Source organism: Amycolatopsis bartoniae (genome assembly GCF_014191255.1).
GTDB classification, from domain to species: domain Bacteria; phylum Actinomycetota; class Actinomycetes; order Mycobacteriales; family Pseudonocardiaceae; genus Amycolatopsis_E; species Amycolatopsis_E bartoniae.
This window is the reverse complement of record NZ_JACHWH010000001.1, coordinates 2,070,334-2,095,022: the sequence shown is the minus strand read 5'-3', so window position 1 is coordinate 2,095,022 and position 24,689 is coordinate 2,070,334. Positions and strand designations below refer to the sequence as shown.

Here is a 24,689-nt window from a genome sequence, read left to right as displayed (position 1 = left end):
GTTAGGCTAGCCTTATCTCAGAGCTCGATCGGCCACGTGTGCACGGGCTCGTCGGCCGCCGACAGCTCGACGTAGCGGCCGAGCATCCCGGCCAGTGCGTTCTCCCGGTCCGCGCCGTGCACCTGGGCCAGCTCCACCATCTCCCGCTGCCACCACGCGCCGTTGCGCCGCGCGAGGCAGCGCTGCTCGATGATCCCCAGGTACCGCTCGATGGACGCCTCCGCGACGTCCGCCGTGCGCAGCCCGTCGTAGGCCAGCGGCAGCAGCACGCGCAGGGTCAGCTCGTCCGGCGGGATCCAGCCGATGCCAGGCCAGTACAGCTGCGCGTCGAAACCGTTGCGGGCGCCCGCGTACAGGTTCTCCTCGGCGGCCTGGAACGACATCTGCGTCCACAGTGGACGTTCGGCCTCGGCGAGCGCGCGCTGGGCGCCGTAGAAGAACGCCGCGTTCGCCATCATGTCGACCACCGTCGGGCCGGCGGGCAGCACGCGGTTCTCCACGCGCAGGTGCGGCTTCCCGTCCACCACGTCGTACACCGGGCGGTTCCAGCGCCACACCGTGCCGTTGTGCAGCCGCAGCTCCGCGAGCTTCGGGGCCTGGCCCTGGTCGAGCGCGTCGACCGGGTCCTCCTCGTCGGTTTCCGGCAGCAGGCCGGGGAAGTAGCGGACGTTCTCCTCGAACAGGTCGAAGATCGAGGTGATCCAGCGCTCCCCGAACCACACCCGCGGCCGCACGCCCTGGTTCTTCAGCTCCTCCGGACGGGTGTCGGTGGCCTGCAGGAACAACGGGATCCGCGTCTCGTGCCACAGCGCCTTGCCCAGCAGGAACGGTGAGTTCGCGCCGATCGCCACCTGCACGCCCGCCAGGCACTGCGCGGCGTTCCAGTGCGCGGCGAACTCCTCGGGCGCGACCTGCAGGTGCAGCTGCAGCGACGTGCACGCCGCCTCCGGCAGGATCGACTCCGAATGCGTGCGCAGCCGTTCCGGTTTGTGGCCGCGCAGCTCGGCGCCGTCGAGCGCCAGCGTCACGTGCTCACCGCGTGCGGCGAAGATCTGGTCGTTGAGCATCGTGTAGCGCGCGCTGTCGGTGATCCACTTCTGGTCGAAGTGCTCGGCCGTGAGAGTCGGCAGGATGCCGATCATCGCCAGCCGCGCGCCGGAGGCGTCCGCGCGTTCGTCCGCTTCGGACAGGAAGCCCCGCAGCTCCCGTTCCATTTCGATTGCGGAGTTCCCCGCCAGTGGCCTCGGCGGCACGTTCAGCTCTATATTGTGCTGGGAGAGTTCGGTGGTGAAGGACGGATTGTCCAGTGCCTCCAGCACTTCCTGGTTGGTCATGGACGGGCGCATGGCGTCGTCGACAAGGTTCAGCTCGACCTCGAGGCCGATGTGTCTTCGGGGGAAGGAGAACCCGCCGTCGCTCAGCATCCTGCCGAGCGTGTCGAGACACCGCTGCACCTTGCGTCGGTACCTGGCCCGGTCGCGTGGGTTGAAGCCGTCAGCCGAAAGATCCTGGCCCATGCCTTCCCTGCTTCGTTCGTCCGGACCGTCGCGAGGTCTGGGCGGTGTTGCCCGGCGGACAACAGTTGCACAGCATCGCGGTCCGGGCTATCGGCCAAACTGGTGCTGTGGGGATCAGTACCCCGCCGCGCCCCGAACGTGACCCGTTCGTCGTAGCGGTACCCAGCTCGTTCGGAGCAGTCACCCCGAGGCCAAACTTCATCCCTGTGGCGCAACGCATCTCCATCGACAAGGTCACCGACCCCCGTGTCGACGACTTCCGCGACCTGTCCACCGCCGACCGCAGGCCCGACCGTCCGGGTGGTCGCGGCCTGGTGATCGCCGAGGGAACCGTCGTCGTCCGCCGTCTGCTCGCGTCCGATTACCCCGTCCGTGCGGTTTTAGGCGTGCCGCGGCGCATCGACGAGCTGGCGCCGGAACTGGCCGGGGTGGACGTGCCCGCGTACGCCGCGTCCGCCGAGGTGATGGCCGAGATCGTCGGGTTCCACCTCAACCGCGGGGTGCTCGCGGTGGCCGATCGCGCCCCGCGTCCGACTGCCTCGGAGGTGGTCGCCCGCTCGCGGGTGGTCGCGGTGCTCGAAGGTGTCGGCGACCACGAGAACCTGGGCGCGCTGTTCCGCAACGCGGCGGCGCTCGGCGTCGGCGGTGTCCTGCTCGGGCCGGGTTGTTCCGATCCGCTGTACCGGCGCAGTGTGCGTGTTTCGATGGGGAACGTCCTGCGCGTGCCGTTCGCGCCGCTCGAACCGTGGCCGGCGGGGCTGACGTGGTTGCGGGAGAACGGTTTCCGCGTGGCCGCGCTGACCCCGCGGGCGGACTCGGTGGCGCTGCGGGAGCTGGCCGCGGACGGCGGGAAGGTCGCGTTGCTGCTCGGCTCCGAGGGGCCGGGGCTGACCGAGGAGGCGCTCGCGGCGGCGGACGTGGCGGTCCGGATCCCGATGGCCGAAGGGGTCGACTCGCTCAACGTCGCCACGGCCGCCGCGGTGGCGTTCTACGAGCTGTCCGGGCGGTAGATTACTGACCGGTCGCAGGCGCTGGACGGGGGAGGCACACGCGTGGAGTTGCGGGTCCGCGGAGAGCGAGCCGTGCTCAAGGGGCATGGGGAGGCGTACACGCGGGAGATCGATCCGCACAGCCTCGCGCTCGGCGCCGAGCTGGCCGACGCGCTGCACGAGTGGGCGCGGGTCGCGTCCGCCGTCCGGCGCGCGCTGGACGCGGGAGAGCCGGGGGAGGCGGCTCCGGTGGTCTCCCACCGAGGGCGGCAGCTGGCGGCGCGGGTGGCGACCGTGATGGGCACGCCGGTGCACTACATCGACCCGGTCACCGACGAGCTGGCCGTGGTCCCGCCGACGCCGGTGACGCAGGCCGAGCCGTCGCTGGCGCAGCGGCTGTTCGGCGGCGCGGAGGTCGGGCACGAGCCGACGCCGTGGGGCACGGGGCTGGTGGTGGCGGGGTTCGTCGCGGCCGTGGTGATCACGGCGATGGTCGCGCTGGCGTCGGCCCTGGCGGCGGAGACGGCGGGCTGGGTGGTGGTCCTCGCGTCGGTCGTGGTGACCGCGGGCCTGGCCCCGTCACTGTGGCTCGCCCGGCGGCTGCCGATCGTGCGCTGGATCGCCCTCGGCGCGGCGGCGGGCTGCGTGCTGGCGTGGTTCGGGGTGCTGACGATCGCACTCTGAGGGGTGGATACTCCGGACATGGACCCGCTGGAGGAGCTGCGGAGACTCTGCCTGGCGCTGCCGGAGACCACCGAGCGCCTGAGCCACGACGAGCCGACGTGGTTCGTCCGCGGCAAGAAGACCGTGGTGATGTATGCCGGTCACCACCACGACGACCGTGTTGCCTTCTGGTGCCCGGCTCCGCCGGGGGTGCAGGAGGAGCTGGTCGCGCAGGAGCCGGACCGCTTCTTCCGTCCCCCGTACGTGGGTCACCGTGGCTGGCTGGGGGTGTGGCTCGACGTGCCCGTGGACTGGGCCGAGATCCGGGCGATCGTCGTGGAGGCCTACCGGATGGTGGCCCCGAAGAAGCTCCTCGCCGAGCTGGACGGGTAGCTCAGCCCCGCTGGGAGCGCACGCCCAGCAGCACGTCCTCCCACGCCGGGACCGCCGGGTGGTTCTTGCGCGGCTTCGGCTTGGGCTTCGGCGCGTCCGCGGGCTCGTCGATCAGGGCCTGCTGCTCCGGCTGCGGTTCGGGCTCGGGCTCGGGTTCCGGCTCCGGCGCGGGCAGCGGCTCCGGCTCGACGGCCCGCAGCGCACGCGGCGTCCGGTTCGGCTCCAGCAGGTCCTCGGACTGCTCGTCGAGCGCGTTCACCGTGCCGCCGTGCGCCCCGGGCGCGAACGACCAGTGCGCGACCATGTCCGAACGCCCCGTCTGCCAACGCAGCGCGACGACCCACCGGCCGTCGTCACCCTTCCAGGCGTCCCACTCGGCCTGGTGGTAATCCTGCCCCCGCACGCCGAACGCGTAAGCCACGACCTCGCCGAGCGTCCGCACGTCCGGCCCGTCCTCGCGGACCGGGTGCGCGGCCTGCGCCAGCTCCGCCATGCGCGAACGCTCCAGCAGCACGGGGTACGCGAAGCGCTCCACCCGGGCCTCCGGCACCCCCGCGGACGACGCCACCTGCTGCACGGATTCACCCGCCCGGATGCGGGCCTGGATCTCGCGTGGTCGCATCTGGCTCTCCGTCTCAACCTCGATCTGACCGAGCCGGGTTATGTCGCCCCTCGCGGCCGCCCGCAGTTTCTCATCGGCCGGCAGGAGGAAACGCTCGCGGCGCGCCGGGTCTTCGCACACGATGGACTTGCCGTCCTCGTGTATCCCGACAACCCTCAGCGTCCGCATCAGCCGCCTCCTCCGGACTTCACCTTAGTGGGTGTTAACGGTAAGACGGCGCGTCGACTTGACGGGTAAGGCGCGCCGAATCCTCGTTACCCAATTGTTGATCTTCTCGCATCACCGCGCGGGTTGTCGCCGGGACACGCCTGGCCCCGCCGGTCACGAACAGGCGATTCTCGGGCAGGATTGCCCGGTGCTGGGGCGAAGGGTGCTCGCGGTCCTGTGCGCGGCGGAGCTCGTGCTGATCGCGGTGGTGCTGGTGTGGAAGCGGCTCGACGGGCTCGACCTGGACGTCTACCGCCTTGGCGCGCAGGCGTTCTTTGAGCACGGCGACCCGTACGGCGTGCTGCCGCCGACCCACGACGGCACGCGGCTTCCCTTCACGTACCCGCCGTTCGCGGCGCTCGCGTTCGCGCCGCTGCTCACGGTGCCGCTGCGGGTTTCGCTGGTGGCGCTGACCGTGGTGTCAGTGCTCGCGCTCGGCGCGGTGCTGGCGTTGTGCCTGGGGCGGTTCGAGAGGCGGTTGACGGTGGCCGGGCCGGTGGTGCTCGCCGCGCAGGCCGTCGCGTTGTTCAGCGAGCCGTTGCGCGCGACGCTCGGCTACGGGCAGGTGAACGTGCTGCTGATGCTCCTGGTGGCAGTGGACGTGCTGGGTCCGCTCCGGCAACGCGGCTACCTCGTCGGGCTGGCGGCGGCCGTGAAGCTCACGCCGCTCGCGTTCGTCCTGTTCTTCCTGGTGCGCCGGGATTTCCGTGCGGCGGGGCGGGCGGTGGCGACGTTCGCGGGGTGCGCGCTGGTGACGTGGGTGATCGCGCCCGGCGCGTCGAAGGAGTACTGGACGAAGCTGGTGTTCCAGGGCGAGCGCATCGGTGACCCGGGGTACATCGGCAACCAGTCGCTGCGCGGCACGCTGGCGCGGCTCGGTCTGGGGCAGGGCTGGTGGATGCTCGCCGTGGTCGTGGTGCTGGCGTTGACGGTGTTCGCGATCGCGCGGGCGAGGCACGAGGTGTCGGCGCTGCTGGTGTGCGCGACGGGCGCGCTGCTGGTCTCACCGGTGTCGTGGACGCACCACTGGGTGTGGATGGCGCCGGCGATCCTGGTGCTGTACGTGCGAAGACGATGGTGGGCGGCGGTGCCGCTCACCATCGTCTTCGTGGTCAGTCCGGTGTGGGACTTCGGGTTCTGGCCGCTGCGGGAGAGTTACGTCCTCGCGGGGCTGGTGCTGCTACTTCTCCAGGCGTTCCACCACGTACTCGATGCAGCTGGTCAGCGCGGAGATGTCGCCCGGCTCGATCGCGGGGAACATGCCGACGCGTAGCTGGTTGCGGCCCAGCTTGCGGTACGGCTCGACGTCGACGATGCCGTTGGCCCGCAGGGTCTTGGCGACGGCGGCCGCGTCGACCTCGTCGACGAAGTCGATGGTGCCGACGACCTGCGAGCGCAGCGCCGGGTCCTGCACGAACGGCGTGGTGTAGCTGGTCTTCTCGGCCCACTGGTAGAGGCGATCCGAGGAGTCCTTGGTGCGCTCGACGGCCCACTTGAGGCCGCCGTTGCCGAGGATCCACTCGATCTGGTCGGCGAGGAGGAACAGCGTCGCGACCGCGGGGGTGTTGTACGTCTGGTCCTTGCGGGAGTTGTCGAGCGCCGTGGTGAGCGACAGGAACTCCGGCACCCAGCGGTCGCCGCCGCCGATCTCGGCGACGCGGTCGAGCGCCGCGGGCGACATGAGGGCCAGCCAGAGCCCGCCATCGGAGGCGAAGCACTTCTGGGGGGCGAAGTAGTAGACGTCGAAGTCCTCGGCGTCGACGGGCAGGCCGCCCGCACCGGAGGTCGCGTCGATGGCGACGAGCGCGCCGTCGCTGCCGGCGGGGCGGCGCACGGGCACGGCCACGCCGGTGGAGGTCTCGTTGTGGGCCCAGCCGACGAGGTCGACGCCCTGCTCGAAGGCGATTTCGGGCGCGCTGCCGGGGTCGGCCTTGACCACGATCGGGTCGGCGAGGAACGGGGCGCCCTTGGTGACGGCCGCGAACTTGGAGGAGAACTCGCCGTAGGTGAAGTGCTGGGAGCGCTCACGGACCAGCCCGAACGCGGCGGCGTCCCAGAACGCCGTGGTGCCGCCGTTGCCCAGGACGACCTCGTAGCCGTCGGGGAGGGAGAACAGTTCGGACAACCCCGCGCGGACCCGCCCGACCAGGGACTTCACCGGCTTCTGACGGTGGGAGGTGCCCAGGTACTTCGCCCCCTCGGCGGCGAGGTTGGCGAGCTGCTCCGTCCGGACCTTCGAGGGCCCGCAACCGAAGCGCCCATCGGAGGGCTTGAGTTCAGCGGGGATGGTCAGCTCAGCGCTCATGGGTTTCAGTGTCGCAGGTGCGTTTCCGGCGGGTTGCGCAGGTCACGGATCTCGGAGGGTGGGATTTCGGGGGTGGGTGTGCTTCCCGGGGTGGTGGTCCGGCGGGTGGGAGGTCGGGGGCGACGGGGTGGGTCTTGGGGTGCTGGGAGCCGAGGGGGCGGGTGTTGGTTGGCGTGCGGGTGGGGAAGGCATGAACGGCCCGTTCACTCGCGCATGGGCTGGAGCGAGAGGTCGGCGAAGGGATGAACGGCCCGTTCATGCGGGTACGGGCCGCTGTTCGAGCCCCGGGAGGGGTGAATGGTCCGTTCATGCGGAGTGGAATGGGACGAAGATCGCCAGTGGAGCGATGAACGGACCGTTCATGGAGTAGGGGTTGCCGCCAGGGAGTCGGCGAAGCGATGAACGGCCGTATACGCGGATACGGGTCGGCGCCGGGGGAGCTGAAGGGATGAATGGCCCGTTCATGCCGCCGCGAGAAGGGGCTGGGCGGCTTTCAACGGCATGAATGGCCCGTTCATGCGGGCGCTGCCGGGAGCGCGGGGCTCGCAGTGCTGTGAACGGACCGTTCATGCGCTTCGAGCCAACGTCGCAAGGGCCGGGGAAGCATGAATGGTCCATTCATGCGCGGATGGGCCGGGCTTCGCTCGTTGAAAGGGGTGAATGGTCCATTCATGCGTGCGCTGGGCGCCCACCCGAAGGCCCGGAAGCAATGAATGGTCCGTTCATGCCGTCGTGAGGAGGGGCGAAGGCCCGGGAAGGAATGAATGGTCCGTTCATGCCGTCGTGAGGAGGGGCAGAGTCCCGGGAAGCAATGAACGTCCCGTTCATGCCACCGTGAGGAGGGGCAGAGACTCGGGAAGCAATGAACGGCCCGTTCATGCAGACCCGAACGGGACGAAGAGCGCCCACCAAGGCATGAACGGCCCGTTCACGCCCACGCGAGCCCCACCGCAAGCACCCCCCGTCACTCCACCCGCCAGCCGCCGTCATCCACGCCGCCCGGCACCGGTGCCGCGGGGTCGAACGGCGTGCGCGTGAAGACGAAAGTCACCAGATCCAGATACAACGGCACCCCATCCGCCCCGCGTCCGACCCGCAGTGTCTCGCCCGCGTAATACCCATCCAAACCCAGCCACTCGTCCTGGCCCACGCGGCGGAACCGCGAAGCCCGGCCGGAACCGCGGACCGGCGTCAGCTCGAACAGGTCTCCCGGGATCAACCGCAACAAGTACGGCGTCGGGCCCCAGTGCCACAGGCCCGTCAGCTCCAGCAGCCCCCTGTCGACCTCCGACGGGCGCCACTCCGGCGGCAGCTTCGGCTCGTGCTCATCCGCCAAGCCGATCAAGTCCACCACCAACCCCAGGATCGCCGGCCCCGACGTGGTGTTCGCCAGCGCCAGCGCACCGGTCCCGCTCACCTCGTCGACCAGGTTCGTCGCCAGGAAGCCCGGCATCGAACCCGTGTGCCCGGCCAGCCGTCGACCCTGGTGCCGCACCAGCTGCAACCCCAGCCCGTACCCCGACGTCCAGCTGTCCCCGTCCTCGACGGTCGCCACCGCGCGCATCTCCGCCATCGTCTCCGGCCTCAGCACGTCCCCGGTGTCCCCACCGACGAAGGACGTCCACCGCGCCAGGTCGCGTACCGTCGACCACAGCTGGCCCGCCGGCGCCATCGCCCCCGCGTCCGGGCTCGGCTCCGGCAACAGCAGGTCCGCGAACGGGTGCACGGCATACCCCTGCGCGTGCCGGCCCGACGGATGCGGCGTCGTGCGCGTCATGCCCAGCGGCGCCAGCACCTCGACCCGCAACGCCTCCAGCCAGCTGCGGCCCCGGTGCCGCGCCACCAGCTCACCGAGCACCCCGAAACCCACATTGGAATAGTGGAATCGGCTCCCCGGCCGGTTCTTCACCGCATCCGACGCCAGGCTCGCCTGCAACGCCGCCCAGTCCCCGCCCGGGGTGCGCTCCCACCACGAACCCGGCGACTCCGCCGTCAGCCCACCCGTGTGCGACAGCAGCTGCCCGACCGTCGACGAACCGAAACTCGTGCCCGGCACGTGCTTTTCGAGCGGGTCGTTCAAGTCCACGCGACCCTCGTCCCGCAACCGCATCACGAGCACCGCCACCAGCGACTTCGTGATCGACCCCAGCCGGTACTGCGTGTCGTCGTCCGGCGGCGTCCCGTCGACGGAACCGCGCGCCCCCCACCACACCACCTCGCCGTCCCGCACCACGGCGGCGACGATCGACGGCACGCGCGCGGCGGCCTGTTCGGTGGCGAGACGGCGGAGCAGGGCGGACTCGGTGGTCACAAGCATGGCCGCCATTCTGCCGAGCACCGCTCAGGGCAGCAGGCCGCGGGCCATCGCGGTGGTCACCGCCGCCGTCCTGTCCGACACGTCGAGCTTGCCGAACACCCGCAGCAGGTGCGTCTTCACCGTCGCTTCGCCGATGTGCAGCGCCCGCCCGATCTCACCGTTCGTCAGCCCCCGCGCGACCAGCCGGAGCACCTCGACCTCCCGCGCCGACAACGCGGGCGGCGCCGGATTGCGCACCTGCGCCACGAGTTTGCCCGCGACCGACGGCGCCAGCACCGTTTCGCCCCGCGCCGCCGCGCGGATCGCGCCCGCGAGATCCGCCCGCGACGCGTCCTTGAGCAGGTAGCCCGCCGCGCCCGCCTCGACCGCGCGCAGGATGTCCGCGTCCGTTTCGTACGTCGTCAGCACGACGACCCGCCGCTCCGGGGTGTCGGTCAGGATCCGGCGCGTGGCGCCCACCCCGTCCAGCCCCGGCATCCGCAGGTCCATCAGGATCACGTCGGGTGAGCGAGCCAGGTTGACCGCCACCGCCTCGTCGCCCGAGCCCGCCTCGCCGACCACCGTCAGGTCCGGCTCGGCTTCGAGCATGCCGCGCAGTCCTTCGCGGACCACCGGGTGGTCGTCGACCAGCAGCACCGAGATCACGCGGGCACCTCCACCACCACCGTCGTTCCCTGTCCACTTCGGACGGACAAGCAGCCGCCCACCTGCTCCGCCCGTGCGCGCATGCCCGCGAGACCGAAGCCGTCCGCCGATCCGGGCTCGAAGCCCCGGCCGTCGTCCCGCACAGTGAGGCGCGCTTTCCCTTCTGCCGCAACGAGTTCCAGCGACACGTGCCGGGCTTCCGCGTGCTTGCGGACGTTCGTCAGCGATTCCTGCGCCGCCCGCAGCAGCACGACCTCCGTCGCCGTCCGCAACGCGGGCAACGGTCCCGGCACCTCGCACACGACCTCGACACCGGTTTCCTCGGCGAACCGGTCCGCCTGCCGCCGCACCGCGTCCTCCAGCGTGCCGGCGCCGAGCGCGGCCGGGGTGAGCGCGGCGACCATCGCACGTGCCTCGGTCAGGTTCTCGCGCGCGGTCCGGCCCGCGAGCGCCACGTGCCGGCGCACCGCGGCCGCGTCGTCCCACTCCGACTCGACCGCCTGCAGCAACGTGACGATGCTGGTGAACCCCTGCGCGAGCGTGTCGTGGATCTCGCGGGCCAGCCGCTCGCGTTCGGCGGAAGTCCCGGCTTCGTGCGACAGCCGCGACACCTCCGCCCGGCTCGCTTCGAGTTGTTCGATCAGGTCGGCGCGCTCCTCGCTCTGCCGCACCACCCGGGTGAACCACTGGCCGATGCACACGCCGAACACCACGAACATCACGCACATCGGCAGCAGCGAGTTCAGCACCGGAGAGTCGGCGCCCTGATCGACCAGCACGGACAGCACCGGTGCCATGATCGCCGGTACCGACATGAGCACCGCCACCGGCAGTGGCGTCGCCATGAACAGCATCGGGCACACCGAGAACAGCGCCAGGCCCGCCGCCGCGTTCGACAGGATCGCCACCACGGCGAGCACGAGGACGAGCGCGCCGAACACCCCGGCCTGCCAGCCCTCCGGGTCCTTGCGGCCGAGAACGACGTAGAGCGCGCCGATCGCGGTGAGGGCGCTGAACGACACCAGCCACTGAGTGGGACTGGCGTGCACGACCGACAGCAGCCCCACCGTGGCCACGTAGTCGGTCACGAAGAGCACGTGCCACAGCCAGTGGTAGCGCTGCCACGCGTTCACCGGCTGTTCGACCACCGGAACGTCAGCCGGCACAGCACGAGCCCCGCCACGCACCAGGCGCCGAGCACCAGCGCCACCGTCCCCAGTTCCCATCGCCCCGCCATCTCGTTCGCCGCCAGGGCGTCCGGGAGGAACACCGAGCGGAAGCCCTGGCAGATCCACTTCACCGGAAAGAAGGAAGCCGCGTCGACCATAACGGTCGGCAGTTGCGTGATGGGCGTGACGAACACGCCCGAGATGAACTGCAACGCCACGTAGACCAGGTTCATGATCGCGACCGCGCCGGTCACCGACCTCGCGAGCGAGCTGGCCGCGATCCCGAGCAACGCGCAGCTGGTCACCCCGAGCACGAACACCCACCCGAACGTCAGCCACCGGTGCGGCGAGGACGGCAGGTTCAGCCCGAAGAGCAGCTTCGCGACCGCCAGCAGGAGCACGGCCTCCGCGAGGCTCGACACCGCGACCAGGATGATCTTGCCGAGGAAGTACGACGTCGCGGGCAGTGGAGTGCCGCGCAGGCGCTTGAGCGTGCCGTCCTCCCGGTCGGACGCGATGCCGCCGCCCATGCTGACGAACGACGTCGACACGATGCCGGAACCGATCATGCCCGCCGCGAACGCCTGCGCCGCGTCGCCGAAGATCGAACCCAGCAGCACCATGAGGAACGCGGGCAGGGTGAACGTGAACACCACGGCTTCCTTGAGCCGGAAGAACTGGCGCAGTTCCACTCCACCGCGAGCGATACCGAGCGCAATCACGAGTTCTCTCCGATCAGCCGAAGGTAGACGTCTTCGAGGCTCAGCCGGGTGACGGTGAGGTCGGCGAGCTCACGCCCCTCGGACAGCTGGGTGACCAGCTTGGTGGGGAACGCCGTGCGCTCCTCGTGGAACCCGTTCTCGTCGCGCCACCGGACCATCGCCTCGCCGCGGGACCGGCCGCCGAGCGCCGACGGCGTGTCCTGCGCGACGATCCGCCCGTCGGCGAGGACCGCGACGCGGTCGGCGAGCGCTTCGGCCTCGTCGAGGTAGTGCGTGGTGAGCAGGATCGTGGTGCCCTCGCCGGCGAGCGCGCGGATCAGCGCCCAGAACCGGCGCCGCGCCTCGGGGTCGAAGCCCGTGGTGGGCTCGTCGAGGAACACCAGCTGCGGGCGGCCGATGATGCCGAGCGCCACGTCGAGCCGCCGCCGCTGCCCGCCGGAAAGCGCTCGCACGCGCGTGCGTGCCTTGTCCGTCAGCCCGACCCGCTCGATCACCTCGTCCGGGTCGCGGGGATCCGCGTAGTAGCGCGCGAAGTGGTGCACGCTCTCGGCGACGGTCAGCTGCGCCGCGTCCGTGGCGGTCTGCAGCACGATCCCGATCCGCGCCCGCCAGTCGCGGCCCGCGGTCCCCGGGTCCTCGCCGAGGACCTCCGCCGTGCCCGTCGTCCGCTTGCGGTGGCCTTCGAGGATCTCGACCGTCGTCGTCTTGCCCGCCCCGTTGGGGCCGAGGAGCGCGAACACCTCACCGCGCTCGATGTCCAGGTCCACGTCGTGCACCGCGACGTGTCCCGGGTACTCCTTGCGCAGTCCGCGCACGTGCACTGCCGGTTCCATGGGAACAGACTGCGGCCCGGGCACCCCTTTCCGGAACGCCCGGGCCACTGAACCCGTTGTCCACCTTTCGGTGGACACGCACTACTTGCCGACGCTGTCCCAGCCCTCGACCTCCTGCGGCTGGCGCGGGGCCGGGCCGACGTAGGTGGCCGACGGGCGGATGAGCCTGCCGGTGCGCTTCTGCTCCAGGATGTGCGCCGCCCAGCCCGCGGTGCGGGCGGAGGTGAACATCGCGGGCATCATGGCGGGCGGCACCTTCGCGAAGTCCAGGATCACCGCTGCCCAGAACTCCACGTTCGTCTCGATAGGACGGTCGGGGCGCCGCTCGCGCAGCTCCGACAGCGCGGCCTGCTCCAGCGCCTCGGCCACCTCGTACCGCTCGGCGCCCAGTTCCTTGCAGGTGCGGCGAAGCACGCGGGCACGCGGGTCCTCGGCCCGGTACACCCGGTGTCCGAAGCCCATCAGCCGCTCCTTGCGGTCGAGGATGCCGCTGACCACCTTGCGGGCGTCGCCGGTCTGCTCGACCTGCTCGATCATCGGCAGCACGCGCGCGGGCGCACCGCCGTGCAGCGGGCCGGACATCGCGCCGATCGCGCCGGACATGGCGGCCGCGACGTCGGCGCCGGTGGAGGCGATGACGCGCGCGGTGAAGGTGGAGGCGTTCATGCCGTGCTCGGCGGCGGACACCCAGTACGCGTCCAGCGCCTTGACGTGCGCCGGGTCGGGCTCGCCGCGCCAGCGGACCAGGAACCGCTCGGTGATGGTGCTTGCTTCGTCCACCCTGGACTCCGGCACCGCGGGTACGCCGACGCCGCGCGCGGACTGGGCGATGTAGGACAGCGTGATCGCCGAAGCGCGCGCGAGGTTGTCGCGGGCCTCGGCGTCGCTGATGTCGAGCAGCGGCTTGAAGCCCCAGATCGGCGCGACCATCGCGAGCGCCGCCTGCGCGTCCACCCGGACGTCGCCGGTGTGCACGGGCAGCGGGAACGGTTCGTCGGGCCGCAGCGGCGTGCTGAAGTTGCCGTCGACCAGCAGGCCCCAGACGTCGCCGAAGCTCACCTTGCCCGCCAGGTCCTCGATGTCCACGCCGCGGTAGCGCAGCGCGCCGCCGTCGCGGTCGGGTTCGGCGATCTCGGTGCGGAAGGCGACCACGCCCTCCAGTCCGGGTTTGAACCCGTCGTCCGGCTCGGAAGCAGGCTGGCTGTTAGCAACAGGCGCTGAGGTAGTCACGGTGAGAAGACCTTTCGATGCGCGTTCCCCGACGTTTGCCTTGCGTCTGGCCTACTCGCACGAGTGCGGCGCCGGAACGCGCCTCGTCGCACGGATGCCCAAACCATGCACCCCCGCCGCCCGGGTGGCAATCGAAAGATGTGGTGGTTTCGGTCACGATTACGAGAACGATTCAGCGTCGGCCGCCCCCATCCGTGTAAATCCTGTGTTTCTCGGCGCCTCGGAGGTGCCTCCGTGGTGATAGACCTGGCTCATGCACCTGAGCCCCCAGGAACGGGACAAACTGCTCATCCACGTCGCTGCCGACGTGGCGCGGCGGCGGCTCGAACGCGGCGTGAAGCTGAACCACCCCGAGGCCGTCGCGCTGATCACCGACTACGTGCTCGAAGGCGCGCGGGACGGGCTGAGCGTGACCGACCTCGTGGCGGGCGGGCGCAGCGTGCTCTCCCGCGACCAGGTGCTGCCCGGCATTCCCGAAATGGTCGACTCGGTGCAGGTGGAGGCCACTTTTCCGGACGGCACGAAGCTCGTGACCGTGCACGACCCGATCGTCTAGGAGAATCCCGTGCACCCTGGCGAGATCATCCCGGCCGCGGCGCCCGTCGAGCTGAACCCGGGCCGCCCGCGCACCACCCTGCGCGTGGTGAACACCGGCGACCGGCCCGTGCAGGTCGGTTCGCACTTCCACTTCGCGCAGACCAACTCGGCGCTCGACTTCGACCGCGACGCGGCCCAGGGCAAGCGGCTCGACATCCCGGCGGGGACGTCGGTGCGCTTCGAGCCGGGCGTGGACCGCGAGGTGGAGCTGGTGCCGCTGGCGGGTCGCGGGGTCGTGCCGGGGCTGCAGCGATGAGCCGCGTCGAGCGCGAGCGCTACGTCGAACTGTTCGGCCCGACGGTCGGGGACCGGATCCGGCTCGCGGACACCGACCTGCTGATCGAGGTCACCGAGGACCGCAGCATGGGCGCGGCCGCCGGGGACGAGGTGATCTTCGGCGGTGGCAAGGTCATCCGCGAGTCGATGGGGCAGGGCATGGCCACGCGCGCGGAGGGCGCGCCGGACCTGGTCATCACGGGCGCGGTCGTCCTCGACCACTGGGGCGTGGTCAAGGCCGACGTCGGAATCCGTGACGGGCGCATCGTCGGCATCGGCAAGGCGGGCAACCCCGACACGATGGACGGCGTGGACCCCGCGCTGGTGATCGGGCCGTCCACGGAAGTGCTGGCGGGCAACGGGAAGATCCTCACCGCGGGCGGCATCGACTGCCACGTGCACTTCATCTGCCCGCAGCTCGTGGACACCGCCCTCGCCTCCGGGCTGACGACGCTCGTCGGCGGCGGCACCGGGCCGGTCGAGGGCAGCAAGGCCACCACGGTCACGCCCGGTGCATGGAACCTGGGCCGGATGCTGCGTGCGATGGACGCCATGCCGGTCAACGTTTTATTGCTGGGCAAGGGAAACACCGTCCGGCACGAGGCGTTGCGCGAGCAGTTCGAAGCCGGGGCGGGCGGGCTCAAGCTGCACGAGGACTGGGGTTCGACGCCCGCCGCGATCGACGCCGCGCTCACTGTCGCCGGGGAGTACGGCGCGCAGGTCGCCATCCACACCGACACGCTCAACGAGGCCGGGTTCGTCGAGTCCACTGTGGACGCCATCGGTGGCCGGTCGATCAACGCGTACCACACCGAAGGCGCCGGCGGCGGGCACGCGCCGGACATCATCAAGGTCGTCTCGCTGCCCAACGTGCTGCCCTCGTCCACCAACCCGACGCGCCCGCACACGGTCAACACGCTCGAAGAGCACCTCGACATGCTCGTGGTGTGCCACCACCTCAACCCGTCGGTGCCCGAGGACCTCGCGTTCGCCGAGAGCCGCATCCGGCCGACGACGATCGCCGCCGAGGACGTGCTGCACGACCTGGGCGCGATCTCGATGATGAGCTCCGACTCGCAGGCCATGGGCCGGATCGGCGAGGTGATCATCCGGACCTGGCAGACCGCGCACGTGATGAAGGCCCGGCGCGGCGCGCTGCCCGGTGACGGCGCGGCGGACAACCTGCGGGCTCGTCGTTATGTCGCCAAGTACACGATCAACCCGGCGATCGCGCACGGCATGGCGCACGAGATCGGGTCGGTGGAGGTCGGCAAGCTCGCCGACCTCGTGCTGTGGGAGCCCAAGTTCTTCGGGGTGCGCCCGCATGTGGTGCTCAAGGGCGGTTTTCCGGCGTGGGCCGCGATGGGCGACGCGAACGCGTCCATCCCGACGCCGCAGCCGGTGCTCGCGCGGCCGATGTTCGGCGCGCAGCCGTCGGTCGCCGCCGAGACCAGCCTGCACTTCGTGACGGAGGCGGCGATCGAGGCCGATGTCGCGGGCACGTTCGGGCTGCGGCGACGGTTGGTGGCGATCTCGGACACGCGGTCGATCGGCAAGGCGGACATGCTGCTCAACGACGCGCTGCCGGACGTCCAGGTGGACCCGGACAGCTTCGCCGTGCACGTCGACGGGGAGCTGATCGAGCCGCGACCGGTGGCGGAACTGCCGATGGCCCAACGGTACTTCTTGTTCTGATGGACGTCACCGCGTTGCTGCTGGCCGACTCCCGCTTCCCTGGCGGGGGTCACGTCCATTCGGGCGGGCTGGAGGAGGTCGTCGCGCGGAAGCTGGTGACCACCGAGCGGGACCTGCCGCCGTTTCTGCACAGTCGTTTGTGGACAGCAGGACTACTCGCGGCAGCTTTCGGCGCGGCGTCGGCACATGCCGTGCGGCGTAATGTCGCAAGTGGACACTGGCTGCGGCTGGACGCCGAACTCGACGCCCGCACGCCGTCGCACGCGCAGCGGGAGGCGTCGCGGGCGCAGGGCCGGGGCACCGCGCGGGCGGGCCGGATCGCCTGGCCCGCGGTGGGAAAGCTGCTCGCCGTCACCCCGCGGCCGCACCACCCGATCATCACCGGTGCGCTGGCGGGTGCCGGTGGCGCTGCGCCGCGCGACACCGCGTTGACGCTCGCGTACCTCGCGGTGAGCGGTCCGGCGAGCGCGGCCGTGCGGCTGCTGGGGTTCGACCCGCTCACCGTGAACGCGCTGGTGGTGCGGCTCGCCCCGCAGCTGGAGGCCGTCGCCGACGAGGCGGCCGCGACCGCGGGCGCGGACCCCGCCGACCTGCCTGCGCCCAGCGCGCCGGCGCTGGACCTGCTCGCCGAAGCACACCTTCGGCACCACGAGGAAGAGGTGCGTCTCTTTGCCAGCTGAACACGGTCACGGCCACGGCCACGCGATCAACTTCGACCCCACGGTGTCCGAGCCCGACTCCCACGAGGCGTCGCCGAAGCACGGCCGCGCGTTCCGGATCGGCATCGGCGGTCCGGTGGGCAGCGGCAAGACGGCGCTGGTCGCCGCGCTGTGCCGGGCGCTCGTGGACGAGATCGACCTGGCGGTGGTGACCAACGACATCTACACGACCGAGGACGCCGACTTCCTGCGCCGCGCGGGCGTGCTCGACGCCGAGCGCATCGAGGCGGTGCAGACCGGTGCCTGCCCGCACACCGCGATCCGCGACGACATCACCGCGAACCTCGACGCCGTCGAGCGGCTGGAGGAGCGGTTCCCCGGGCTGGAACTGGTGATCATCGAAAGCGGCGGCGACAACCTGACCGCCGTGTTCAGCCGGGGGCTGGCCGACAGCCAGGTGTTCGTGATCGACGTCGCGGGCGGCGACAAGGTGCCGCGCAAGGGCGGCCCCGGCGTCACGACGGCGGACCTGCTGGTGATCAACAAGATCGACATCGCGCACCTCGTCCGCGCCGACCTGACCGTGATGACGTCCGACGCGCACCGGATGCGCGGCGAGCTGCCAGTGATCACGCAGTCCCTTGTGGACACCCCGGACGCGCCCGAGGTCGCCGGCTGGGTCCGCAAGCAGCTGGCATGAGGGCGGAGGCCCGGCTGGTCGCCGAGTGCCGCGGCGGCCGCACGGTGCTGCGGGAGCTGCGGTCGATGTCGCCGCTGACCCTGCTGCCCAAGCGCACCGGTGGCGACGCCGTGGTGCACCTGGTCAGCTCGGCGACGGCGCCGCTGGGCGGGGACGAGCTGACGCTGACCGTCCGGGTCGGGGCCGGGGCGCGGCTGCGGCTGTCGGGCGTGGCGGCGACGCTGGCCCTGCCGGGGCACCGGGAGGGTGGTAGCCGGTCGACCGTCCGGGTGGAAATCGAGCGCGGCGGGGTGCTGGAGTACCTGCCGGAGCCGACGGTCGTCACGGCGCGGGCGCGGCACACGGCGGAGCTGTTCGCGACCCTGGACGCGGAGGCGAAGCTGCGGACCCGCGAGGTGCTCGTGCTGGGCCGGGTGAACGAGCGAGCCGGACAGTTGCGCAGCACGCAGCGGGTGGTGGCCGGTGGCGTGCCGGTGCTGCACCAGACGCTGGACGTCGGCGTGCTCGACAACGGCGTCGCCCACCTCGCGGGACGGCGGGTGCTCGCGACGGAGCTGTCGGTCGGGCAGGAACCGGTCAAGGCCGCGGGCGGCGACTGGTGGTCGGTGACCCCGCTCGCGGCGTGCGGTGCGTTGATCACCGCCCTGGCACCCGATGCGGTGACCGCGCACCGGGATCTTGATCGAGCCAGATCTCTGCTGGGACACGCACCGTGGTAGGGGTCACCGTTCGGCGGGTTTCGCGCAGGCGTCGCAGGCCCTAACGTCAAGCTTCATCCACTTGTCTCACTCGTGCGTTTCACCAGGCGCGGAGGTTGGCTCATGCCGGAGGTCGGGAACATCGACGACGTGGCGGTTCGGCTGCCCGGAATGCGGGTGGCCTACGAAGGAGATTCCCTGGACGAGTCCGATCTGGCGGGCAGCTGGACGGAACAGCTGCAGGAGTGGCTGAACCAGGCGATCGCCGCGGGGGTCTCGGAGCCGAACGCGATGGTGCTGGCCACCGCCGACGCGGAGGGCAGGCCGTCCTCGCGCACGGTGCTGTGCAAGGGCCTCGACGAGCGGGGCGTGGTCTTCTACACGAACTACACCTCGGCGAAGAGCCACGACCTGAGCGTCACGCGCTACGCGTCGGCGACGTTCCCCTGGTACCCCCTGCACCGCCAGGTGACGGTGCGCGGCGAGGTTGAGAAGGTCGACGTGGCGGAGACGGCGGAGTACTGGGCGTCCCGCCCGCGCGGTTCGCAGCTGGGCGCGTGGGCGTCGCCGCAGTCGCAGGTGGTGCGCAGCAGGCGCGAGCTGGACAACGCCCTGTCGTCGATCGAGCGCCGCTTCGCCGACGCGGAGAAGATCCCCTTCCCGCCACACTGGGGCGGCTGGCGCATCAAGCCGGACACGGTCGAGTTCTGGCAGGGACAACGCAACCGCCTCCACGACAGGCTGCGTTTCGTAAGGACGCACGACGGCTGGCGAGTGGACAGGGTGGCCCCGTAAGGGGCGGGTGCTTTGAAGGAACCCCCGAGAGTTGGGTGATCATCCCGTCGCCTGAAAGCGGACCATCACTTTGAGCCAGGCCCGCAACCCTCGTGCTCGCGTGAGTTGACATGCCAACCTTGCGGGTCTGGCTCAAAGTGATATGCACAAACCGCAGGCGACGGGATGATCACTCAACTCGACCACCCACCCCAAGGTGAGATCCCTTTGGGCCCCATCATCCTGGAGCCTGCCCGCCGGCGAGGCATTCTTTTGATCTTTGAACCCGCGCCTGCGCGCGTGAGCCGTGGTCGGCGTGGGTGCGGACTTGACCGGGCGCTGGGCGCCCTCGTTCCGCCCGGCCACCCCCGCCCCTCTCCCTTGATCGTTTAACGGTTGGCTCACCGCGTCAAGGGCGCCTTCGGCGTCGCTTCGCGATCGCTGCGCGACCCTTGACCCGGTGAGCCAACCGCTAATGCAGCTGGGGATCGGGGACGGGGGAGGCCTGGGCGTGTGCCGGGCGGCTTTCGTCGGCGGGTGACCACGGCGAAGGTGACCACGGCGAAGGTGACCACGGCGAAGTCGCCGCGCCGGGTGCACCCCCACCACTCAGTGGAAATCACAGTCGTCCAACTACTTAGCTCCGCTAACCTGGTTGGTTGTGAGTGTCGAGGCGGGGGTCGGTAGTAAACGCAAGCGGTTCGGGTCGGTTGTGATCGACACCCAGCCGTTGAGGGTGCCTGCGTTCCGGCGGTTGTGGATCGGTACGGCCGTCACCGCGATCGGCTCGCAGTTGACCACCGTTGCGGTGCCCAAGCAGGTCTTCGACCTCACCGGGTCGTCCGCGTGGGTGGGGCTGACCGGCGCCGTCGCGCTCGTTCCTCTCCTGGTCTTCGGGTTGTGGGGCGGGGCGATCGCCGACACCGTCGACAGGCGGAAGCTGCTGCTCGTCGGCAACACCGGGATCGCGATCGTCTCGGCGCTGCTGTGGTTGCAAGCTTGGCTGAACATCGGCTCGGTGTGGGTCGTCCTGGCGCTCCTCGCGGCCAACCAGGCATTCTTCGCGATCAACATGCCCACGCGCAGCGCGATCGTCGCCCGGCTCGTGGCGCCCGAGCTGCTGCCCGCGGCGACCGCCCTCTCCGGCACGATGAACCAGTTCGGCACCATTTTCGGCCCGATGGCGGCGGGTGCGCTGATGCCCGTGCTGGGCCTGCCGACGCTCTACCTGATCGACACGATCGCCCTCCTGCTCACGCTCTACACCGTCTGGCGCCTGCCGTCGATGCCTCCGCTGTCCGGCCAGGTGAGGCGCGCCGGGTTGCGGGACGTGCTCGACGGGTTCCGCTACATGGGCATGCAGAAGGTGCTGCTCGCGAGCTTCGTCGTGGACATCGTCGCGATGGTCGCGGGCATGCCGCGTGCGTTGTTCCCGGAGATGGCCGAGCGCACGTTCGGTGACCCGCCCGGCGGTGGGCTCGCGCTGGGCTGGCTGTACGCGGCCATCCCGATCGGCTCGGTCGTCATCGGGTTGTTCTCCGGCTGGCTCGGCCGCATCCGCCGCCAGGGGGTCGCCGTCGTGGTGGCCATCTGCGCGTGGGGCGCGTTCGTCGTCGGGTTCGGGCTGTCGCACGCGTTGTGGCTGGCCACCGGATTCCTGATCCTCGCCGGGGCCGCCGACATGGTCAGCGCCATCTACCGCCAGTCCATTCTGCAGGCCGCCGCCACCGACGAGATGCGCGGCCGGATGCAGGGCGCGTTCACGGTCGTCGTGGCGGGCGGGCCGCGCATCGCCGACGTCACGCACGGCTGGACGGGCGCCGCCGTCGGGACCGCCGCCGCGGCCGCCGGCGGTGGTGCGCTGGTCATCGTGCTGATCGCCATCGCGATCGCGCTGCTGCCCGCGTTCTGGCGGTACCGCGCCACCGCGGTGGTCGAATAGCGGCGTTCGCCCCACACGGAGCCTCCCGATGGGGCACCATGGCGACATGGCTGAAGGGATCTCCGTCGACACCGCCGACCTGGCCCGATACCACACGCGTGCCGGTGCGCTCTCGGACGAGATCGTGGGCGCCGCGAAGAACCACCTGGCGGGCAACCTCTCGCTGCCCGGCAACCTGTTCGGCGACCTCGGGCACGAGAGCGGGCTGCACGGCTCGCTCACCGACCACCTCGACCGCATGCACACCCACGTGCACTCGGTGGCCGGCAGCGTCCACGACCTGGGGCAGTCGGTGCACACCGCGAAGGGCGACTACGAGGCCGACGAGCAGCTGTTCGGCGACCAGTTCCGCCGGATTCTGGGCTGAGGGGAACGCACGTGGCGATCGACCTGGCGCCGTACGAGGCGCCGATCAAGGAGGCCGCGGACAAGCTGGAGGGGGACACCGGCGCCGCCGACAAGGCGCAGGCCGACCTGACCTCGCTGTCCCGCACGCTCGCCGACTACGGCACCCGGCACCAGGCCGAGGCCACCAGCCTGCAGGGCAACTGGGTCGGCGCCCGCGGTGACCTGTTCGGCGTCAAGGCCAAGGAACACACCCAGGCCCTCGACGACGCCGCCACCTGGGCGTCGAAGACGGCACAGACCATCGGCGACGCCACCAGCCTGGTCAAGGACGCGCAGCAGCAGTGCCAGTCGCTGCTGACGGAGTTCGACGCGGACGCCCGCACCCTCGTCAACGCGGCGGCGAGCAGCACCGACCCGGGTGCGGAGATGCAGGCCCGCGCGGTGCTCGCGGGGATGTCCGCGAAGTACGCGAAGGAGGCCGCGGACATCGTCAACGCGGCCAAGGGCCGCCTGCAGGACCTGGTGAACGGCCTGAACGCCACCGTCCCGGCGTCCGCGCCCCCCGCGGGGCCGCTCGGCACGCGCGCCAGCGGAACCGGCGGTGGCGGCGGAGGCGGTGGCGGGTACAGCGGCGGCGGTGGTGGCGCGGCGTCCACCGGGTCCGCGATCACGTTCCCGCCGTCGGACCAGTACGGCAGCGGATCACAGATCAAGCTGCCCGGCGGCCAGACGGTGTCGGCGCCGAACGAGCGGGCGGCGATCGCCGTGCGCGCGGCGCTGTCGCGGCTCGGCCTGCCGTACGTGTGGGGCGGCACGGACCCGAACAAGGGCATGGACTGCAGCGGGCTGACGCAGTGGGCGTACAGCCAGGCGGGGTTGAAGATCCCGCGCACCGCGGCGACGCAGACGGTCGGGCAGAAGGTCGACATCAACGACATCCAGCCCGGTGACCTGGTCATCTGGAGCGGGCACGTCGCGATGTACATCGGCAACGGGCAGATGGTCGAGGAGCCGCACACCGGCGACGTCTGCCACGTCGTGCCGCTGCGCACGAGCAACGCGGGCGAGCCTTTGCTGGGCGTGTTCAGGCCGTCGGCATGAGCGACATCATCGGCAAGGCATCCGCCGACGGCGTGACCGTGGAGGTCGGCGTCGGCGGTCGGCTGCGGTCGGTGAAGCTGACCCCGCAGGCGATGCGGTACGGCGCGTCGTACCTCGCGCGGACGGTGGTCGACGTCGCCACGCGCGCCACGGCGAAGGCGAACCAGCGGTACGCGCAGACGTTGGGCCGCGATGCCCGCGTTTCGGAGGCGCTCGGCCTGGGGTACGACCCGGAGCTGGCCTCCGACGACGACTTCGACCGCGACTGGACCCGCGATGACCGATAGACGCACGGCCGACCGCCTGCTCGCCGACGCCGAGGAACGCCTGCGGGTCACCGAGGAGCTGCCCGCACGGCTGGCGGCGGTGCGCGGCTGGGCCTACAACGCCGACGAGAACGTGCAGGTCACCGTCGACGTGCACGGCGGCCTGAAGGAGCTGAAGCTCGACGAGTCCGCGCTGTCACTGGGCCCGGACGCGCTCGGCGAGGCGATCGTGGCGCTGTCGCACCGCGCGCAGCAGGCGGCGCTGGCCGAGGGGGTCAACGTCCTGGGTGACGCCCTCGGCGACGCGGCCGCGCTGGAGATGATGCGCTCGGCGGGCCTGCGGCCCGATCCGGAGCCGGACGTGGTGCCCTACACCCCCGGCGTCGACCCGAACGCCCACCGCTGGCGGGTCATCGAGGACTGACTGTCCTATGAGGACTGTCACCGAATCGTGACCGGTGGTCCGCACAGGATCGTGTGCGATCATGGCGCCATGCCGAGCTCCGAGTTCGCCGCCATCCCCGGCAGCGCCCGCGCCGAAATCCCCGGCGCCGAGTCGCTGCGCCCCGCCACCGCCGACGACCGGGTCATCGCCACCGTCGTGCTCCGCCGCCGCGCGGAACTGCCCGCCGAGCTCGTCTTCGGGCCGGAAACCCTGACAGCGCAACAGCTCGCGGACCGGCACGGGGCCGACCCCGCGGACGCGGACGCGGTCCGCGCGGCCCTGACGGAGGCCGGACTCGAAGTGCTCGACGAGCACCACGGGTCGCGGCGCATCACCTTCGCCGGCCCCGCCTCGGCGGCCGGCGCGCTCTTCGGCACGGAGCTGGGTTTCGTGCGCAGCGCCGACCCGTGGACCGGGGCGCCGGTGGAGCACCGGGCACGTGTCGGCGAGCTGCGAGTGCCCGCGGCGCTGGCCGGCCGGGTGGTGGCGGTGCTGGGCCTGGACGACCGGCCGGTGGCGCGCCCGCACTTCCTGCCCGCCCAGTCGTCCTCGGTGTCGTACACGCCGGTGCAGCTCGGCAGCACCTACAAGTTCCCGGCGGGCACCGACGGCACCGGGCAGACCATCGCGATCCTCGAACTGGGCGGCGGCTTCCGCCCCGAGGAGCTGACGACGTACTTCCAGGGGCTCGGCCTCACGCCGCCGTCGGTCACGGCCGTCGGCGTGGACGGCGGGAAGAACTCGCCCTCGCAGGACGCGAGTTCCGCCGACGGCGAGGTCCTGCTCGACATCGAGGTGACCGGAGCGCTCGCCCCGAAGGCGAACCAGGTCGTGTACTTCGCGCCCAACACCGACCAGGGTTTCCTCGACGCGCTCAGCACGGCGGTGCACGCGGACCCGACGCCGGTGGCGGTCAGCATCAGCTGGGGCTCGTCGGAGGACCAGTGGACCGAGCAGGCCCGCACGGCATTCGACGCGGCGCTCGCCGACGCCGCCGCGCTGGGCGTCACGGTCACCGTCGCGGCGGGTGACAACGGCAGCAGCGACGGGCAGAACGACGGCAAGCCGCACACCGACTTCCCGGCGAGCAGTCCGCACGCCCTCGCGTGCGGCGGCACGACGCTCAGCGGCGAGGACGAGGTGGTGTGGAACAGCGGCGGCGGCGCCACCGGTGGCGGGGTCAGCGGGGTGTTCGACCTGCCCGACTACCAGCAGGACGCGGGCGTGCCCCAGCGTGCGGACGGCCGCACCGGGCGCGGGGTGCCGGACGTCTCGGCGGTCGCCGATCCCGAGACCGGTTACCAGGTCCTCGTCGACGGGCAGTCGCTCGTCTACGGCGGCACCAGCGCGGTGGCGCCGTTGTGGGCCGCCCTGGTGGCCCGGCTCGCGCAGAGCCTCGGGCGTCCGCTCGGGTTGGCGCAGACGCTGCTCTACGCCGACGCGGCGAAGGCGACCTTCCGGGACATCACGAGCGGCAACAACGGCGACTACCAGGCCGGTCCCGGTTGGGACCCGTGCACGGGTCTGGGCACTCCGGACGGCGAGGCGTTGCTGGCGGCGCTGCGCGGATAGTCTC

26 protein-coding genes are annotated in these 24,689 nt (G+C 71.2%); 17 read left to right on the top strand and 9 right to left on the bottom strand.

The window, feature by feature from the left end:
• Positions 1–17: 17 nt before the first annotated feature.
• Positions 18–1,517: a glutamate-cysteine ligase family protein gene (locus tag FHX82_RS09790; RefSeq protein ID WP_145939070.1), complete on the bottom strand. Its 1,500-nt coding sequence runs from the start codon at positions 1,515–1,517 to the stop codon at positions 18–20.
• 206 nt (positions 1,518–1,723) lie between these two features.
• Between FHX82_RS09790 and FHX82_RS09785 the strand changes: the two genes are divergently transcribed.
• The 3 genes from FHX82_RS09785 to FHX82_RS09775 are packed head-to-tail and all read left to right on the top strand — an operon-like array spanning position 1,724 to position 3,562.
• A complete protein-coding gene (locus tag FHX82_RS09785; RefSeq protein ID WP_145939069.1) occupies positions 1,724–2,527 on the top strand; it encodes a TrmH family RNA methyltransferase in 804 nt (267 codons plus the stop codon).
• A 42-nt stretch (positions 2,528–2,569) separates the two neighbouring features.
• The gene (locus tag FHX82_RS09780; RefSeq protein ID WP_145939068.1) at positions 2,570–3,190 is read left to right on the top strand and encodes a DUF2537 domain-containing protein; all 621 of its coding nucleotides are present in this window, start codon (positions 2,570–2,572) and stop codon (positions 3,188–3,190) included.
• Between the two features lie 18 nt (positions 3,191–3,208).
• The gene (locus FHX82_RS09775; protein ID WP_145939067.1) at positions 3,209–3,562 is read left to right on the top strand and encodes an MmcQ/YjbR family DNA-binding protein; all 354 of its coding nucleotides are present in this window, start codon (positions 3,209–3,211) and stop codon (positions 3,560–3,562) included.
• A gap of 1 nt (position 3,563) precedes the next feature.
• Here the strand turns inward: FHX82_RS09775 and sepH are convergent, their stop codons facing one another.
• Entirely contained in the window at positions 3,564–4,352 is a 789-nt protein-coding gene (sepH, locus tag FHX82_RS09770) for a septation protein SepH (protein WP_145939066.1), read from the bottom strand.
• A gap of 187 nt (positions 4,353–4,539) precedes the next feature.
• Here sepH and FHX82_RS09765 point away from each other — a divergent pair, with 187 nt between their 5' ends.
• Entirely contained in the window at positions 4,540–5,664 is a 1,125-nt protein-coding gene (locus FHX82_RS09765) for a glycosyltransferase 87 family protein (RefSeq protein ID WP_229880415.1), read from the top strand.
• On the opposite strand, the gene serC is transcribed toward FHX82_RS09765, so the two are convergent.
• The 7 genes from serC to FHX82_RS09730 all read right to left on the bottom strand — a co-directional run bounded on the left by serC (position 5,572) and on the right by FHX82_RS09730 (position 13,612).
• The gene (gene serC / locus FHX82_RS09760; RefSeq protein WP_145939065.1) at positions 5,572–6,696 is read right to left on the bottom strand and encodes a phosphoserine transaminase; all 1,125 of its coding nucleotides are present in this window, start codon (positions 6,694–6,696) and stop codon (positions 5,572–5,574) included. The two genes, FHX82_RS09765 and serC, sit on opposite strands and share 93 nt — an antisense overlap.
• Positions 6,697–7,660: 964 nt before the next feature.
• Positions 7,661–9,013, bottom strand: a complete 1,353-nt coding sequence (locus tag FHX82_RS09755; RefSeq protein ID WP_145938941.1) for a serine hydrolase domain-containing protein — start codon at positions 9,011–9,013, stop codon at positions 7,661–7,663.
• Between the two features lie 24 nt (positions 9,014–9,037).
• Positions 9,038–9,658: a response regulator gene (locus tag FHX82_RS09750; protein WP_145938940.1), complete on the bottom strand. Its 621-nt coding sequence runs from the start codon at positions 9,656–9,658 to the stop codon at positions 9,038–9,040.
• On the bottom strand, positions 9,655–10,824 hold the full coding sequence (locus tag FHX82_RS09745) for a sensor histidine kinase (RefSeq protein WP_229880417.1): 1,170 nt from the start codon (positions 10,822–10,824) through the stop codon (positions 9,655–9,657). The genes FHX82_RS09750 and FHX82_RS09745 overlap by 4 nt, the downstream gene beginning before the upstream one ends.
• On the bottom strand, positions 10,788–11,519 hold the full coding sequence (locus tag FHX82_RS09740; protein ID WP_261377317.1) for an ABC transporter permease: 732 nt from the start codon (positions 11,517–11,519) through the stop codon (positions 10,788–10,790). Before FHX82_RS09740 ends, FHX82_RS09745 begins: the two co-directional genes overlap by 37 nt.
• A 26-nt stretch (positions 11,520–11,545) precedes the next feature.
• A complete protein-coding gene (locus tag FHX82_RS09735; protein WP_145938937.1) occupies positions 11,546–12,382 on the bottom strand; it encodes an ABC transporter ATP-binding protein in 837 nt (278 codons plus the stop codon).
• Positions 12,383–12,463: 81 nt separating this feature from the next.
• Complete coding sequence (locus FHX82_RS09730) at positions 12,464–13,612, bottom strand: citrate synthase 2 (protein WP_145938936.1); 1,149 nt, start codon at positions 13,610–13,612, stop codon at positions 12,464–12,466.
• Between the two features lie 253 nt (positions 13,613–13,865).
• Between FHX82_RS09730 and FHX82_RS09725 the strand changes: the two genes are divergently transcribed.
• The 13 genes from FHX82_RS09725 to FHX82_RS09665 all read left to right on the top strand — a co-directional run bounded on the left by FHX82_RS09725 (position 13,866) and on the right by FHX82_RS09665 (position 24,685).
• A complete protein-coding gene (locus tag FHX82_RS09725; RefSeq protein WP_145938935.1) occupies positions 13,866–14,168 on the top strand; it encodes an urease subunit gamma in 303 nt (100 codons plus the stop codon).
• A 9-nt stretch (positions 14,169–14,177) separates the two neighbouring features.
• Positions 14,178–14,465 (top strand): urease subunit beta, encoded by a 288-nt coding sequence (locus tag FHX82_RS09720; protein WP_145938934.1) that lies wholly within the window; start codon positions 14,178–14,180, stop codon positions 14,463–14,465.
• Positions 14,462–16,180 (top strand): urease subunit alpha, encoded by a 1,719-nt coding sequence (locus FHX82_RS09715; protein WP_145938933.1) that lies wholly within the window; start codon positions 14,462–14,464, stop codon positions 16,178–16,180. Before FHX82_RS09720 ends, FHX82_RS09715 begins: the two co-directional genes overlap by 4 nt.
• The gene (locus tag FHX82_RS09710; RefSeq protein WP_145938932.1) at positions 16,180–16,860 is read left to right on the top strand and encodes an urease accessory protein UreF; all 681 of its coding nucleotides are present in this window, start codon (positions 16,180–16,182) and stop codon (positions 16,858–16,860) included. Before FHX82_RS09715 ends, FHX82_RS09710 begins: the two co-directional genes overlap by 1 nt.
• Positions 16,850–17,539: an urease accessory protein UreG gene (gene ureG / locus FHX82_RS09705; protein ID WP_145938931.1), complete on the top strand. Its 690-nt coding sequence runs from the start codon at positions 16,850–16,852 to the stop codon at positions 17,537–17,539. The genes FHX82_RS09710 and ureG overlap by 11 nt, the downstream gene beginning before the upstream one ends.
• Positions 17,536–18,258, top strand: a complete 723-nt coding sequence (locus tag FHX82_RS09700; RefSeq protein ID WP_145938930.1) for an urease accessory protein UreD — start codon at positions 17,536–17,538, stop codon at positions 18,256–18,258. The genes ureG and FHX82_RS09700 overlap by 4 nt, the downstream gene beginning before the upstream one ends.
• Before the next feature lie 102 nt (positions 18,259–18,360).
• Complete coding sequence (gene pdxH / locus FHX82_RS09695) at positions 18,361–19,032, top strand: pyridoxamine 5'-phosphate oxidase (protein ID WP_145938929.1); 672 nt, start codon at positions 18,361–18,363, stop codon at positions 19,030–19,032.
• Positions 19,033–19,726: 694 nt separating this feature from the next.
• Positions 19,727–20,953, top strand: a complete 1,227-nt coding sequence (locus tag FHX82_RS09690; protein ID WP_373308593.1) for an MFS transporter — start codon at positions 19,727–19,729, stop codon at positions 20,951–20,953.
• A 46-nt stretch (positions 20,954–20,999) separates the two neighbouring features.
• Entirely contained in the window at positions 21,000–21,320 is a 321-nt protein-coding gene (locus FHX82_RS09685) for a hypothetical protein (RefSeq protein ID WP_145938927.1), read from the top strand.
• Positions 21,321–21,331: 11 nt separating this feature from the next.
• A complete protein-coding gene (locus FHX82_RS36885) occupies positions 21,332–22,402 on the top strand; it encodes a C40 family peptidase (protein ID WP_229880420.1) in 1,071 nt (356 codons plus the stop codon).
• Positions 22,399–22,689 (top strand): hypothetical protein, encoded by a 291-nt coding sequence (locus FHX82_RS09675; protein ID WP_145938926.1) that lies wholly within the window; start codon positions 22,399–22,401, stop codon positions 22,687–22,689. Before FHX82_RS36885 ends, FHX82_RS09675 begins: the two co-directional genes overlap by 4 nt.
• On the top strand, positions 22,679–23,092 hold the full coding sequence (locus FHX82_RS09670) for a YbaB/EbfC family nucleoid-associated protein (protein WP_145938925.1): 414 nt from the start codon (positions 22,679–22,681) through the stop codon (positions 23,090–23,092). The genes FHX82_RS09675 and FHX82_RS09670 overlap by 11 nt, the downstream gene beginning before the upstream one ends.
• A gap of 69 nt (positions 23,093–23,161) precedes the next feature.
• Positions 23,162–24,685: a S53 family peptidase gene (locus FHX82_RS09665; RefSeq protein WP_145938924.1), complete on the top strand. Its 1,524-nt coding sequence runs from the start codon at positions 23,162–23,164 to the stop codon at positions 24,683–24,685.
• Positions 24,686–24,689: the final 4 nt, after the last annotated feature.

Coding starts and splice junctions, on each gene's coding strand:
- FHX82_RS09790 (WP_145939070.1), bottom strand. CDS start 1,517: ATGGGCCAGGATCTTTCGGCTGACGGCTTCAACCCACGCGACCGGGCC.
- FHX82_RS09775 (WP_145939067.1), top strand. CDS start 3,209: ATGGACCCGCTGGAGGAGCTGCGGAGACTCTGCCTGGCGCTGCCGGAG.
- sepH (WP_145939066.1), bottom strand. CDS start 4,352: ATGCGGACGCTGAGGGTTGTCGGGATACACGAGGACGGCAAGTCCATC.
- serC (WP_145939065.1), bottom strand. CDS start 6,696: ATGAGCGCTGAGCTGACCATCCCCGCTGAACTCAAGCCCTCCGATGGG.
- FHX82_RS09755 (WP_145938941.1), bottom strand. CDS start 9,013: ATGCTTGTGACCACCGAGTCCGCCCTGCTCCGCCGTCTCGCCACCGAA.
- FHX82_RS09735 (WP_145938937.1), bottom strand. CDS start 12,382: ATGGAACCGGCAGTGCACGTGCGCGGACTGCGCAAGGAGTACCCGGGA.
- FHX82_RS09725 (WP_145938935.1), top strand. CDS start 13,866: ATGCACCTGAGCCCCCAGGAACGGGACAAACTGCTCATCCACGTCGCT.
- FHX82_RS09715 (WP_145938933.1), top strand. CDS start 14,462: ATGAGCCGCGTCGAGCGCGAGCGCTACGTCGAACTGTTCGGCCCGACG.
- FHX82_RS09710 (WP_145938932.1), top strand. CDS start 16,180: ATGGACGTCACCGCGTTGCTGCTGGCCGACTCCCGCTTCCCTGGCGGG.
- FHX82_RS09700 (WP_145938930.1), top strand. CDS start 17,536: ATGAGGGCGGAGGCCCGGCTGGTCGCCGAGTGCCGCGGCGGCCGCACG.
- pdxH (WP_145938929.1), top strand. CDS start 18,361: ATGCCGGAGGTCGGGAACATCGACGACGTGGCGGTTCGGCTGCCCGGA.
- FHX82_RS09685 (WP_145938927.1), top strand. CDS start 21,000: ATGGCTGAAGGGATCTCCGTCGACACCGCCGACCTGGCCCGATACCAC.
- FHX82_RS09675 (WP_145938926.1), top strand. CDS start 22,399: ATGAGCGACATCATCGGCAAGGCATCCGCCGACGGCGTGACCGTGGAG.
- FHX82_RS09670 (WP_145938925.1), top strand. CDS start 22,679: ATGACCGATAGACGCACGGCCGACCGCCTGCTCGCCGACGCCGAGGAA.
- FHX82_RS09665 (WP_145938924.1), top strand. CDS start 23,162: ATGCCGAGCTCCGAGTTCGCCGCCATCCCCGGCAGCGCCCGCGCCGAA.